Origin of the sequence: Kitasatospora sp. NPDC053057, from assembly GCF_044546945.1 — a bacterium.
GTDB lineage: Bacteria > Actinomycetota > Actinomycetes > Streptomycetales > Streptomycetaceae > Kitasatospora.
Genome location: NZ_JBITZP010000020.1, coordinates 125,003 through 138,520, shown reverse-complemented (window position 1 = coordinate 138,520; position 13,518 = coordinate 125,003). Strand labels below are relative to the sequence as shown.

Annotated in this window: 10 protein-coding genes and 1 pseudogene; 4 read left to right on the top strand and 7 right to left on the bottom strand. The window is 73.7% G+C overall.

The features are described 5' to 3' along the window. The first annotated feature begins 3 nt into the window (after nucleotides 1-3). On the top strand, nucleotides 4-1,608 hold the full coding sequence (locus ACIG5E_RS22150; RefSeq protein WP_396535738.1) for a DUF5691 domain-containing protein: 1,605 nt from the start codon (nucleotides 4-6) through the stop codon (nucleotides 1,606-1,608). A gap of 80 nt (nucleotides 1,609-1,688) precedes the next feature. Here the strand turns inward: ACIG5E_RS22150 and ACIG5E_RS22145 are convergent, their stop codons facing one another. Further along, entirely contained in the window at nucleotides 1,689-2,096 is a 408-nt protein-coding gene (locus ACIG5E_RS22145) for a cobalamin B12-binding domain-containing protein (RefSeq protein WP_270146517.1), read from the bottom strand. Nucleotides 2,097-2,438: 342 nt separating this feature from the next. Here ACIG5E_RS22145 and ACIG5E_RS22140 point away from each other — a divergent pair, with 342 nt between their 5' ends. After that, nucleotides 2,439-3,230: a M23 family metallopeptidase gene (locus ACIG5E_RS22140; protein ID WP_396535736.1), complete on the top strand. Its 792-nt coding sequence runs from the start codon at nucleotides 2,439-2,441 to the stop codon at nucleotides 3,228-3,230. 10 nt (nucleotides 3,231-3,240) lie between these two features. Here the strand turns inward: ACIG5E_RS22140 and pcrA are convergent, their stop codons facing one another. The 3 genes from pcrA to ACIG5E_RS22125 form a co-directional block, all read right to left on the bottom strand. Further along, complete coding sequence (gene pcrA, locus ACIG5E_RS22135; protein ID WP_396535734.1) at nucleotides 3,241-5,883, bottom strand: DNA helicase PcrA; 2,643 nt, start codon at nucleotides 5,881-5,883, stop codon at nucleotides 3,241-3,243. An 81-nt stretch (nucleotides 5,884-5,964) separates the two neighbouring features. Then, nucleotides 5,965-6,642, bottom strand: a complete 678-nt coding sequence (locus ACIG5E_RS22130) for a LuxR C-terminal-related transcriptional regulator (RefSeq protein ID WP_396535732.1) — start codon at nucleotides 6,640-6,642, stop codon at nucleotides 5,965-5,967. Then, the gene (locus ACIG5E_RS22125; protein ID WP_396535791.1) at nucleotides 6,635-7,981 is read right to left on the bottom strand and encodes a PspC domain-containing protein; all 1,347 of its coding nucleotides are present in this window, start codon (nucleotides 7,979-7,981) and stop codon (nucleotides 6,635-6,637) included. Before ACIG5E_RS22125 ends, ACIG5E_RS22130 begins: the two co-directional genes overlap by 8 nt. Nucleotides 7,982-8,244: 263 nt before the next feature. Between ACIG5E_RS22125 and ACIG5E_RS22120 the strand changes: the two genes are divergently transcribed. Together ACIG5E_RS22120 and ACIG5E_RS22115 are read left to right on the top strand one after the other, a co-directional pair. After that, complete coding sequence (locus ACIG5E_RS22120) at nucleotides 8,245-9,669, top strand: PspC domain-containing protein (RefSeq protein ID WP_396535730.1); 1,425 nt, start codon at nucleotides 8,245-8,247, stop codon at nucleotides 9,667-9,669. After that, entirely contained in the window at nucleotides 9,666-9,875 is a 210-nt protein-coding gene (locus tag ACIG5E_RS22115; protein WP_396535728.1) for a hypothetical protein, read from the top strand. Before ACIG5E_RS22120 ends, ACIG5E_RS22115 begins: the two co-directional genes overlap by 4 nt. Nucleotides 9,876-9,887: 12 nt before the next feature. Here the strand turns inward: ACIG5E_RS22115 and ACIG5E_RS22110 are convergent, their stop codons facing one another. The 3 genes and pseudogenes from ACIG5E_RS22110 to guaA all read right to left on the bottom strand — a co-directional run bounded on the left by ACIG5E_RS22110 (nucleotide 9,888) and on the right by guaA (nucleotide 12,706). Continuing rightward, entirely contained in the window at nucleotides 9,888-10,172 is a 285-nt protein-coding gene (locus ACIG5E_RS22110) for a ubiquinol-cytochrome c reductase iron-sulfur subunit (protein ID WP_396535789.1), read from the bottom strand. Between the two features lie 228 nt (nucleotides 10,173-10,400). Further along, nucleotides 10,401-10,928, bottom strand: a pseudogene (locus tag ACIG5E_RS22105) (DoxX family membrane protein); the annotation flags it as partial. Nucleotides 10,929-11,137: 209 nt separating this feature from the next. Continuing rightward, nucleotides 11,138-12,706: a glutamine-hydrolyzing GMP synthase gene (gene guaA / locus ACIG5E_RS22100; RefSeq protein ID WP_396535726.1), complete on the bottom strand. Its 1,569-nt coding sequence runs from the start codon at nucleotides 12,704-12,706 to the stop codon at nucleotides 11,138-11,140. Between the last annotated feature and the right edge of the window lie 812 nt (nucleotides 12,707-13,518).

The window sequence follows — 13,518 nt, the reverse complement described above, 5'->3', positions numbered from 1 at the left end:
ACGATGACGATCACCCAGGACCCGTGGGGGCCCCTGTGGACCAGCGCCCTGCTCGGCACCGACCGGCGCCCGCTCCCGGCCACCGCGCTGCCGCTCGCCGAGGCCGTGGACCCGTCCGACCCGGCCACCGCGCTGCTGGAGCTGGCCGCGCTGGCCACCGTCCGCCGCCGGGCCGGCGCCCTGCCCGCACCGGCCACCGGGGCGCCCGGGCCGCCCGCCCCCGAGGACCCCCGCCCGGAGATGCCGGAGGCCGCCGCCCGCCGACTGGCCGTCCTGCTCAGCGGGCGCACCGGCGGCAGCGGCGGCAGCGGCACCCTGGCCAACCTGGCCGAGCTGCTGCCGCAGTGGCTCAGCACCGCCCGGTTCGAGGGCCTGCGGCCGCCCGCCGCGCTGATACCCGCGCTGCTCGACGCCGCCCGCGCGCGCAGCGAACTGCGCGGCGACGCCGTCGCGCTGGCCGGTCCGCTGGGCCGCTGGCTGGCCTCGCACAACCCGGACTGGCGGTTCGTGCTGCGCACCGCCGCCCCCGAGCCGGACCGGCGGCCGGACGACCCGTCCGACCACCGGCTGTGGCACGAGGGCCTGTTCGCCGAGCGGGTCACCCACCTCACCCTGCTGCGCCGCCGCGACCCGGCCGCCGGGCTGGAGCTGCTGCGCAGCACCTGGCCCACCGAGCGCGCCGAGGACCGGCTGCTCTTCCTGGACGCCCTGCAGGACGGCCTCTCCCCGGCCGACGAGCCCTTCCTGGAGGCCGCCCTGGGCGACCGCAGCAAGAACGTCCGCGCCACCGCCGCCGAACTGCTCTCCACCCTGCCCGCCTCGGCGCTCGCCCAGCGGATGGCCGAGCGGGCCCGGGCCGCCGTCCGCCTGGCCGACAGCGGCACCCACCTGCTGGTCACCCCGCCCGTCGAGTGCGACGAGCGGATGCAGCGCGACGGCATCGCCCCCAAGTCCCCCACCGGGCGCGGCGAACGGGCCTGGTGGTTCGGCGAGGTGGTGGCCGCCGCACCGCTGGCGGTCTGGACGGAGAGCACCGGGCTGACGCCCGAGCAGCTGCTCGCCCTGCGGGTCGGCGACAGCGTGGACGAGACCAGCAGCAGCTGGGCCGACGACCTGCGCGAGGCCTGGGCGCGCGCCGCCGTGCGCCAGCACGACGCCGACTGGGCCCGGGCGCTGCTCGGGCCGGCGCCCGTCCCTCCGACCCGCGGCTCCGGGCGGGCCCGCGGCCCGCGCGTCACCGGCGCCCCGTCCAAGCTGCTGGCCGTCCTGCCGCCCGAGGAGCGGTCCGCCTGGACGGCCGCCTTCGTCGAGGTGCACGGCCTGGGCGACGCCTTCCAGCTGCTCGGCGCCTGCGCGACCCCGTGGACACCGCCGCTGTCCACCGCGGTGGTGACGGCGCTGGCCCGGGCCGCGGCCTCCGGCGCCTATCCGTGGAGCCACAGCGGGGTGCTCGGGATGACGGAACGCGCGCTCGCCCCGGAGACGGCCGCCGCGGTGGAGGAGCTGGCCGCCGGGGCCTCCCCCGACTCGGCCTGGTCGGAGACCTTCGCCCGGCTGGCCGGGACGCTGCGGTTCCGGGCCGCGATGCTGAACGAGCTGACGAGCTGACGGGCTGACAGGCTGACGGACTGAGAACGGCCGAGCGGGCCGGTCCGCGACGGACCGGCCCGCTCGGCGGCTCCCGGTGATCAGCCGGCGGCGCGCAGGTTGGCCTCGACCCAGGCGACCACGTCCCGGGTGGGCGTGCCGGGGGTGAAGATGTCCGCGACGCCCATCGCCTTGAGCTCGGCGATGTCCTCGTCCGGGATGATCCCGCCGCAGAAGACCTTGATGTCCGCCGCGTCGCGCTCCTTCAACAGCTCCAGCACCCGCGCGCACAGCGTCATGTGGGCGCCGGACAGGATCGACAGCCCGATGCCGTCCGCGTCCTCCTGGATCGCGGTGTCGACCACCTGCTCGGGCGTCTGGTGCAGCCCGGTGTAGATGACCTCCATACCGGCGTCGCGCAGGGCGCGCGCGATGACCTTGGCGCCACGGTCGTGACCGTCGAGCCCCGGCTTGGCGACCACCACACGGATCGGCCCCGACACACTCATCACTGCCTCCTGGACCTCGTCGTCCATCATCCGACCGGACCTCGTGGGCCCACGGTTGCGGTTGACGCGGTTAACGCTCGATAACCAACCGACCTGAGGGGAGATTAGCGCCACCCGACCCGGTTGGCCGAGCCGCCTCCCAAGAGGAGGGCAAAGTCACAGCCCCAGGCCTTGCTACCAGTGGGTATACCCCTCCGTGGATACTCCGTACAGCCCCGGTGCACACCCGCCCGTCCCCTTGACAACCGGCGGTTTTTCCGGGGCGTCGGGCCTGGGGCTACAGTCACCGCTGTTCACCTCACACGATGACGTGCCCGAGGCCCACCGAGGAGGCAGCCCCCGATGGCTCCCGAAGCAGCCGCCCGTCCGACCCGTGCGCAGCTGCGCCTCGCCGCCCGCGAGCAGTCCCGCGCCCAGCGCCGCGGCGCCGCCAGGGCGGCTACCCGGGCCGCGTTGTTCCGGGTCGCCGTCCCGTCGGTGGCCGCGCTCGGGGTCGCCGGGGCGGCGGGCGTCACGGTGATCCAGGAGCAGGCCGACCGGGTGCCGCCGCAGGCGTCGGCGGCCGACGCCCCCGACCAGACGGCGGCGAAGCAGACCGCCCAGCAGGCGGCCGCCGACGCCGACCAGGCCGCCCAGGCCTCGCGCGGCGACGCCCGTCAGCCGCTGAGCGGCGCCCAGCCCGGCGACGGACAGCCCACCGGCGCCCCGACCGCCCAGCCGACGGCCGACCCGGTCAAGCCCAAGGTGGTCATGCCGGTGGCCAAGCACGGCCTCGGCGAGCTTTTCGGCGCGGCCGGCACCCACTGGATGAACCGGCACACCGGCATCGACTTCCCGGTGGACGGCGGTTCCGAGGTGTACGCCGTCACCGACGGCACGATCCGGACGCAGTGGAACCCGTTCTACGGCTACATGTCGATACTGAAGATGCCGGACGGCACCGAGGCCTGGATGTGCCACCTGCGGGCGTACAAGGTCCGCAAGGGGCCGGTGAAGCAGGGCGACGTGATCGCCTACGTCGGCAGCAGCGGCAACAGCACCGGGCCGCACCTGCACTTCGAGATCCGGCCGCCGGGCAGCGGGCCGGTCGACCCGCTGCCCTGGTTCCTCTCGAACGGGCTGGACCCGCGCTAGCCGGGGTCGGTCAGAGCTTCTCGACCGGCGCGTAGCGCAGGACCAGCCGCTTGCGGCCGCCGGAGCCGAAGTCCACCTCGGCCTGCGCGTTGTCGCCGACGCCCGTCACGCCCGTCACCGTGCCCAGCCCGAAGGTGTCGTGGGTGACCCGGTCGCCGACCGCGAGCGCGACGACCTCGCGGTCCACGACCTTGCCGGAGCGCCGCGCCGACTGCCCCCAGCCCGCCTTCGGCGAAGCCGCCGTCGACGAGGACCCGGCGGAACGCGAGCCCCCGGACGAGGACTTGCCCCAGGACGAGCCCGAGGAGTAGCCGCGCTGGACCGGCGCCTGCGCCGCCCCCGTCCGCTTCCACTCGACCAGCGTCTCCGGGATCTCCTCCAGGAAGCGCGAGGCCGGGTTGTAGGCCGGCTGCCCCCAGGCGCTGCGCAGCACCGAGCGGGTCAGGTAGAGCCGCTCGCGGGCCCGGGTGAGCCCCACGTACGCGAGCCGGCGCTCCTCCTCCAGCTCCTTGACCTGGTTGAGCGCCCGCATGTGCGGGAAGATCCCGTCCTCCATGCCGGTCAGGAAGACCACCGGGAACTCCAGGCCCTTGGCGGTGTGCAGGGTCATCATCGTGATGACGCCCTGCCCCTCCTCGTCCTCATCGGGGATCTGGTCAGAGTCGGCGACCAGCGCGACCCGCTCCAGGAAGTCGGCCAGCGAGCCGACCGGCGGCGCGCCCTCGTCCTCGGCGTCCGGCCGCTCGCCCGGGTCCTGCTCGTACTCCAGCGCCACCGAGGCGAGCTCCTGGAGGTTCTCCACCCGGGTCTCGTCCTGCGGATCGGTGGAGGCCTGGAGCTCGGCCAGGTAGCCGGTCTCCTCCAGGACGGCCTCCAGCACGGCCGCCGGGCCCGCGCCCGACTCGACGACCTGGCGCAGCCCGGCCATCAGGGTGTTGAACTTCTTCACCGCGTTGGCCGAGCGGGCGGCCATCCCGTACGCCTCGTCCACCCGCACCAGCGCCTGGGCGAAGGAGATCCGCTCCCGCGCGGCCAGCGCGTCGATCATCGCCTCGGCCCGCTCGCCGATGCCGCGCTTGGGCACGTTGAGGATCCGGCGCAGCGGCACGGTGTCCTCCGGGTTGGAGAGCACCCGCAGGTACGCCAGGACGTCCCGGACCTCCTTGCGCTCGTAGAAGCGCACCCCGCCGACCACCTTGTACGGCAGGCCGACCCGGATGAACACCTCCTCGAACACGCGGGACTGGGCGTTGGTGCGGTAGAAGATCGCGACGTCGCCGGGCTTGGCCTCGCCCTTGTCGGTGAGCCGGTCGATCTCGTCGGCGATGAACTGGGCCTCGCCGTGCTCGTCGTCCGCGACGTAGCCGATGACCTTCTCACCGTGCTCGCCGGCCGTCCACAGCTTCTTCTCGCGCCGGTTGGCGTTGCGCTCGATGACGGCGTTGGCGGCGCTCAGGATGGTCTGGGTGGAGCGGTAGTTCTGCTCCAGCAGGATCGTGGTCGCGTTCGGGTAGTCCTCCTCGAACTGGAGGATGTTGCGGATGGTCGCGCCGCGGAAGGCGTAGATCGACTGGTCCGCGTCACCGACCACGCACAGCTCGGCCGGCGGCACCTCGGCCAGCCGCCCGGCGGCCGGATTCACGAAGTCCCCGTCCGCGGTGCGCTTGGGGGCGGCCGCGACGGATCCGCCGCTCAGCTCCCGGACCAGCATGTACTGGGCGTGGTTGGTGTCCTGGTACTCGTCGACCAGGATGTGCCGGAACCGGCGGCGGTAGTGCTCGGCGACGTTCGGGAAGGCCTGCAGCAGGTTCACCGTCGTCATGATGATGTCGTCGAAGTCGAGCGCGTTGGCCTCGCGCAGCCGCCGCTGGTAGAGCGCGTACGCCTCGGCGAGCTTCTTCTCCATCGGGTTGGCGGCCTGGTCGGCGAAGGTCTCCTCGTCGATCAGCTCGTTCTTCAGGTTGCTGACCTTCGCCGTGAAGGACTTCGGCGGGAACTGCTTCGGGTCCAGGTCGAGGTCGCGGCAGACCAGCGACATCAGCCGCTGCGAGTCGGCCGAGTCGTAGATCGAGAAGCTGGAGGTGAAGCCCAGCACCTTGGACTCGCGGCGCAGGATCCGCACGCAGGCGCTGTGGAAGGTGGACACCCACATCGCCCGGGCGCGCGGGCCGACCAGCGCCTCGACGCGCTCGCGCATTTCGCCGGCCGCCTTGTTGGTGAAGGTGATCGCCAGGATCTCGCCCGGCTGCACCCCGCGGGCGCCCAGCAGGTGGGCGATCCGGTGCGTCAGCACCCGGGTCTTGCCGGAGCCGGCCCCGGCCACGATCAGCAGCGGCGAGCCGGCGTGCAGGACGGCCTCGCGCTGCGGGTCGTTCATCCCCTCCAGCAGCTGCGCCGGGTCCACCACCGGCCGGGCGGCGCCGTTGCGGTACCAGGCGTCCCGCTCGGTCTCCGCGGCGCCCCCTGGCTCATTGAAAGCCGTGGTGTGGAACAGCCCCTCCGGGATCGCCTCCTCGTACGCGTCGTACGGCACCTCGTCCTCGTACGGCGGGGGCTCCTCGTCGATCGCGTCGGCGGGCGCGGCGGGCAGCTTCGACCCGGCGGCGGGTGCCTCGAAACCGGGGAGCGGGAGGTCGTCAAAGAGGCTACTCATGGCACTGACGAGTCTATGGCCACCCACGGACAAGCCCGCCCGCCCCGAGGAATCCGGGGCGGGCGGGCTCGGCGGGCCGGATCAGACCAGGCGGCGGGCGGTGGCCCAGCGGGTGAGCTCGTGGCGGTTGCTGAGCTGGAGCTTGCGCAGGACGGCGGAGACGTGGCTCTCGACGGTCTTCACCGAGATGAAGAGCTGCTTGGCGATCTCCTTGTAGGCGTAGCCGCGTGCGATCAGCCGGAGCACCTCGCGCTCGCGCTGGGTGAGGCGGTCCAGGTCCTCGTCCACCGGCGGGGTGTCGGTGGCGGCGAAGGCGTCCAGCACGAAGCCGGCCAGCCGGGGCGAGAAGACCGCGTCGCCGTCGGCGATCCGGAAGATCGCGTCGACCAGGTCGGTCCCGGTGATGGTCTTGGTGACGTAGCCGCGCGCGCCGCCCCGGATCACGCCGATGACGTCCTCGGCGGCGTCCGAGACGGACAGCGCCAGGAACTTCACCCCGCCCTGCTCGCCCATCACGCCGACCGAGCGGCGCAGCACCTCGACGCCGCCGCCGCCGGGCAGGTGCACGTCGAGCAGCACCACGTCGGGCCTGGTCTCGGCGACCACCTGGACCGCCGAGTCCACGTCGTCGGCCTCGCCCACCACGTCGATGCCGGTCACCTCGGTGCGGCCGATCTCGGCCCGGACCCCCGTCCGGAACATCCGGTGGTCGTCCACCAGGACGACCCTGGCCGTGCGCTCCGGAGCTGCCTCAGTCATTCGTTCTCTCCATCTCCAGCTCGACCTCGGTGCCGCCGCCCGCCGCCGGCCGCACCCGAGCGGTGCCACCGTGACGCTTCATCCGGCCGATGATCGACTCCCGTACGCCCATCCGGTCCTCGGGCACCGTGTCGGGGTCGAAGCCGGGGCCGTGGTCGCGGACGAACACCGACACCGTCCTCCCCTCCACCTCGGCGTAGACCTGGACCGGTCCCCCGCCACCGTACTTGGCCGCGTTGACGGTCGCCTCCCTCGCGGCCTGCATCTGTGCCGCGATCTTCTCGTCCATCGGGCAGTCGCCGACGATCACCAGCTCGACCGGGACGCCGTGCCGGTCCTCGACCTCGGCGACGGCGGCCCGCAGGGTCTCCGCCATGGTGTCCGGTGCGGCCTCGGCGGCGGCCTCGGGGCGGTACAGCCACAGCCGCAGCTCGCGCTCCTGGGAGCGGGCGAGGCGCAGCACCTCCTTGGGGTCCTCGGCCCGACGCTGGATCAGGGTGAGGGTGTGCAGCACCGAGTCATGGATGTGCGCGGCGATCTCGGCGCGCTCCTGGGCGCGGATGCGGGCGGTGCGCTCGGCACCGAGGTCCTGCCACAGCCGAAGGCCGTACGGGCCGAGCAGCACCAGCACCCCGGCCAGCACGGCGAGCGAGGCCTGGACCACCGAGCCGAGGGTGGAGCCACTGCCCTGCATCGCGAGCAGCGCGATGGTGCCGGCCACCACGAGCAGCACGCCGGCGCCGACCCGGGTGTAGGCGCCGCGCCGCTTCTCGCCCTCCTCGATGCCGAACCAGCGCTGCCAGCGCGAGTCGTCGGCCTGCCGCCAGACCAACGCGACGCCGACGCCGATCGCCAGCAGCGGCCAGGTGTACGGCTTGGCGGTCTGCCAGCCGAGGACGTTCAGCAGGGCGATCAGGCCGATCACGAGCATGACCAGGGCGGCGAGCTGGCCGATGCCGCCCTGCCCGGTCTTGGTGGCGGGCCGCTTCCCGGCCTCGGCGTCCCCCTCGACGGCGGGGGCCGCAGTGACCGGCTCGCCCTGGAGCGCGTGCTGGAGCAGTTCGCGCAGCCGGCCGATCCAGCCGCCGCCGGCCTTGGTCAGCGGCGTGCCCGGCCGCAGCCAGGGCGAGGTCGGGACGTAGACCCCGTTGACGTTCACCCAGTAGGTGCCGCCGCGCTGCGAGGGCTCGCCGATGCCGATCGGCACCACGAACCAGAACGCCGCGTACAGCAGCGCGCCGATCCCCTGCGCGAAGAACAGCAGCACGAAGGCCAGCCGCACCCAGCGGACCGGCAGCCCGAGGTGCACCGCCAGGCCGTTGGCGACGCCGCCCAGCATCCGCCCGTGCGGGCTGCGGTAGAGCCGCCGGTAGGGCGGGCGCCCGTCGTCGGGCACGTTCGGGTCGGCGCCGGCCGACGCCGCGGCGTCGGGGGCGAGGGGGCGGGGATCGGTACCGGGTGCTGCCACGCCACCGATGGTTCCACGCGGGCGCCTTCGGGCGCATCAGGGTGTGTCCCCCACGCTTATCAGGGACAAGTCAGGGTACGGGCAGGGCCGTACCCGGTTGGGCCCGCCCGCCCCCTGCCGGAAGGATGGTGCCCATGACCGAGGACCACCGCATCCAGGAGGCCGGGCCCACCGCCCCGCCGGAACCGGAACGCCCCCCGCTGACCAGGACCGAGCACCACCGTGTGGTGGCCGGCGTCTGCGGCGGCCTCGGACGGCACCTGGACATCGACCCGGTGGTGTTCCGGGTGGTCACCGTGGTGCTCTGCCTCTCCGGCGGCCTCGGGCTCTTCCTCTACGGCCTGGCCTGGCTGATCGTCCCGACCGAGGCCGGCGCCGACGGCAGGGGCCGCGGCGGGCGCACCGAGCTCCAGCGGGTGCTGACCGGCCGGGTCGACGGCCAGTCGATCGGCGCGGTGCTGCTGACCGTGATCGGCACCGGGGTGTTCTTCTCCTCGATGGGCGACGGCGACCAGCTGTTCCCGCTGCTGCTGCTCGGCGGCCTGGTCTTCCTGGCGGTGCGCTACGACCCGGAGCGCCGCCGCGGCCGGGGCCGCGAACGCCGCCACGGCGGCCCGTACGACCGCTACTTCCCCGACTCCGACGACCACGGCCGGCCGCAGGACGAGGCCACCCGGGCCCGGCACGCCGCCGACCGGGCCGCCGGGACCGTCCCCGCCGACTCCCCCGCCCCCGGCCCCAGCGGCTACCTGTGGGACCCGCGCCACCCCGAGCGCAACCCGTACGGCGCCGCCGACCCGGCCGGCCCCACCCCCGCGTACGGCACCAAGGTGCCGCCGCCCGGCGGCCCGACGCCGGCCTGGTGGCAGCGCACCGACCTGCCGGAGGGCGACCCGCTGCGCAGGGAGCGCCCGGAGCGCCGCCGCGAGCCGGCCGCCGTCCGGCGCCCGAGGGAGCGCTCGCCGCTCGGCTTCTTCGGCTTCCTGCTGGCGATCGGCGCGGCCACCGCGGTCTGGTCCGCCTCGGTCGGCCACACCGACGTCACCAGGCTGAGCACCGTCGTGCTGGCCACCGGGCTGCTGGTGATCGGCCTGACCCTGCTGCTGGCCGCGAAGTTCGGCAAGGCCCGCAAGCTCGCGATGCTGGGCCTGCTGACCACCCTGGTGCTGGCCTTCACCGGCCACGCGCCGCACACCGTGCAGGACGCCATCGGCGACCGCTCCTGGACGGTCGGCTCGGCCGCCGACCTGAAGGACCGCTACAACCTCGGCGCCGGCAACGTCCGGCTGGACCTGTCCGGGCTCGACCCCGCCGGCCGCACCCTCACCACCAAGGTCGACCTCGGCGCCGGCGAGCTGGTGGTCACCCTGCCGCCGGACGTCACGGTGAACCTGGTGACCCGGGTCGGCCTGGGCAACGTCACCGTCCCCGGTGACCACCACGACGGCACCGGACGGCACGTCTACCAGCTCTACCCCGTGGGCGGTCAGCCGTCCAAGGGCACGCTCGATCTCCAACTCGGCCTCGGCCTCGGCGACATCAAGGTGGTCCAGCAGTGAGGAAGCACCGGCTCGACCTGTTCTCGCTGATCGCGGGCGGCCTGTTCACCGTGATCGCCGTGCTCTACCTGGTGGCCGCGCTCAACGACCGGTCGGTGAACGGACGGATCGTCGTCCCGGTCACCTTCATCGTGCTCGGCGTCGGCGGCCTGGCCGGCGCGGTCGCCGCGGTGGCCCGGCGGGGCAGGCCGGACCGCGACGAGTAGCCCCCGTACGGGTCAGCTCTGCAGCGGGCCCAGGGTCAGCTTGTCGCCGTCCTTGCTGACGCTGTACTTGGGCAGCGGCTTGACGGCCGGCCCGTTGACCACCGCGCCGGTCGCGGCGTCGAACCGGGAGCCGTGGCAGGGGCAGTACAGCTGGCCGTTCTTCGGCGCGTCCACCGCGCAGCCGGAGTGGGTGCACACCGAGGAGAAGGCGCAGTACTGGCCGGCCTTGGGCTGCACGATGTAGACGGCGTCCCCGGTGGCCGGGTCCTTGACCTGGGCCGAGCCGCCGACCGGCACGCTCGCCGCGGCCACCGTGGGGGCGGGCGCCGTGGCGCTGGCGGCGGGCGCCGTGGCGCTGGGGGCCGGAGCCGCGGACTGCTTGGGCGCGGCCTGCTTGCCCCGGCCGAAGGTGCGGGTCAGCGAGCCGGTCAGCAGCCCGGCGCCGCCGATCGCCACCGCGGCGATCCCGCCGTCCACCAGCGCCCGGCGCTTGACGTGGTCCTCGGTCAGCCCCCGCTCGCGGTCCCGCCCGGCCCGGCGGGCCAGGTAGCCGTCCACCGACAGGTACGGCGTGCCGGCCAGCAGCAGCGGCGTCCAGGCCATCAGGTAGCCGAGGTCGTTGCCGAGGTAGTACGGCGACACGTTCCAGCTGACGGTCAGCCACAGGCTCAGGTTGATCAGAGCGCCGCCGAGCGCCGCGATCCGGCCCCACAGACCGAGCAGGGTGCCCAGCCCGACCGCCAGCTCGCCGAAGGCGACGGCCAGCGCGGACAGCGTGGGCGTGTCCAGCGCCGGGCCGAGCAGGAAGGCGATCGGGCTGCCGCCGGCCCTGGCCGCCCGGGTCTGCGAGACGAAGGAGGCCGGGTCGCCCGCGCCGGCCAGGAAGTGCGCGTCGGAGAGCTTGTCCAGGGCGGCGTAGACGAAGGTGACGCCGAGGAACAGCCGCAGCGGCAGCAGCGCGTACCGGGACGCGAACGCCCGCCGCTGCGCCGCCAGGTCGGCCCGGTCGGCCGCTCCCCCGTCGACCGCCTCGGAGTTGCTGACCTCCGACATCCCTCACACCTTCCCTCGCGGCCTGCCACTCCCTGACAGGTCCGGTCCGCATTCTGCCCGCTCCTGCACGCTTTCGGTGGGAGGTCCCACCCCGGGGCCGCGAACTCCCCACCGGGGGAACGAACGGCAACGCCGCCGCTCCCGTATACGGGAACGACGGCGCGGCCGTTCGGCACCGGCTGAGGACAGGCCCTAGCGGCGCGGGAGTGCTACTCCCACTCGATGGTGCCCGGCGGCTTGCTGGTGACGTCGACGACGACGCGGTTCACGTCGCGGACCTCGTTGGTGATCCGGGTGGAGATCTTCGCCAGCACGTCGTACGGCAGGCGCGACCAGTCGGCGGTCATGGCGTCCTCGGACGAGACCGGGCGCAGCACGATCGGGTGACCGTAGGTGCGGCCGTCGCCCTGCACGCCCACGCTGCGCACGTCGGCGAGCAGCACGACCGGGCACTGCCAGATCTCGCGGTCCAGACCGGCCGCGGTCAGCTCCTCGCGGGCGATCGCGTCGGCGTCGCGAAGCAGGTCCAGGCGCTCCTTGGTGACCTCGCCGACGATCCGGATGCCCAGACCCGGGCCCGGGAACGGCTGGCGCTGGACGATCTCCTCCGGCAGGCCGAGCTCCTGGCCGACCATCCGGACCTCGTCCTTGAACAGCTTGCGCAGCGGCTCGACCAGCTGGAACTGCAGGTCCTCGGGCAGGCCGCCGACGTTGTGGTGGGACTTGATGTTGGCGGTGCCGGTGCCGCCGCCGGACTCCACCACGTCCGGGTACAGGGTGCCCTGGACCAGGAAGTCGACCGACTCGCCGTGCGCGCCGGCCTCGGCGACGATCTCGGCCTGGGCCTGCTCGAAGACCCGGATGAACTCGCGGCCGATGATCTTGCGCTTCTCCTCGGGGTCACTGACCCCCTTCAGCGCGTTCAGGAAGCGCTCGGAGGCGTCGACGACCTTCAGCTGGACGCCGGTGGCGGCCACGAAGTCCTTCTCGACCTGCTCGGTCTCACCCTTGCGCATCAGGCCGTGGTCGACGTAGACGCAGGTCAGCCGGTCGCCGATGGCCTTGTTGACCAGGGCCGCGGCGACCGCGGAGTCCACGCCGCCGGACAGGCCGCAGATCGCGCGCTTGTTGCCGACCTGCTCGCGGATCAGGGCGATCTGCTCCTCGACCACGCTGCCGGTGGTCCAGGTCGGGGCGATGCCGGCGCCGCGGTAGAGGAAGTGCTCCAGGATCTGCTGGCCGTGGTCGGAGTGCAGCACCTCGGGGTGGTACTGGACGCCGTAGAGGCGGGCCTCGTCGTTCTCGAAGGCCGCGACCGGGACGAGGTCGGTGGAGGCGGTGACGGTGAAGCCCGCCGGGGCGGCGGAGCACGCGTCGCCGTGCGACATCCAGACCGAGTGCTGCGCCGGGACGCCCTCGAACAGGGTGGAGCCGGTGCGGGAGACGGTCAGCGGGGTGCGACCGTACTCGCGGGCGCCGTTGTTGTCGACGGTGCCGCCCAGCGTCTTGGCCATCAGCTGGAAGCCGTAGCACATGCCGAAGACCGGGACACCGGCCTCGAAGATCGCACCGTCGAGCTGCGGCGCGCCCTCTTCGTAGACCGACGACGGACCGCCGGAGAGGATGATCGCCTTGGGGTTCTTGGCGAGCATCTCGGCGACCGGCATGCTGCTCGGCACGATCTCGCTGTAGACCCGCGCCTCACGCACCCGACGGGCGATGAGCTGGGCGTACTGGGCGCCGAAGTCGACCACCAGGACGGTGTCGTTGTCCGGCACGGACTGGACGGGAATTGCAGAGGACACAGACGGCCTTCCGGCAGCGGTATCGAGGTGTCGCGCTGAACCGCCTCCCCGGCAGGGGCAGCGGCGGCGGACGGGTGTGGGGTGTCTGGACACCGATTCTACCGGGCTGTCCGGTTTCACTCGTCTGCACGTCCAAAGGACCGTGACCGGTCGGGGCCGCGCTTCGTTGCTTCTGACGACCGGACGGTCGCGCCGCGTCCGCCAGACGCGCCGCCGCCCCCGACCGGGGGCATCGCCGTACGGACTGCAGGACCACGCGTGGAGCTTCACCCCAGTCCACCGGCGCACGTGGCGCCGCCGCCCCGGCTCGCCGGGGAGCGCGGCGCCGTGGGACCGTGCGCGGGTGCCGCGGCCGGCAAGCAGGGGACAGCGACCCCGGCCGCGACTGGGCCGAGAGGTGGGACGGCCGGCCCCCGGGGACGCCCGGGGCCGGCCGTCGCACCGACCATCGCACCGACCGTTCGATCCGGGGCGCACTCCGGGCGCACCTCCCCCGCCGTCCCGCGCCGCTACGCGCGTCCCCGTGCGCCGCAGCCCTTTGGACCACTACGCACCGTGATCATTCGGCACACCGTCGTCGGCACACGGACTGGTTCGAACTACGCCGAACCGGTTGCAGAGCAAGCCCTCCGTCCAGCACGATGCTCCCTGTGAACGGTTCTCCCGGCGGCCGGCAGGCCCGCCGCGGGGGTCCGGGACCGACGTCTCCGCCGTCGCCGCGCAGAAAGGCGACAGCGGTTTTCACTTCACGCTCCGTGAGCGGGGGCCCGGCGCAGACCTGCCCG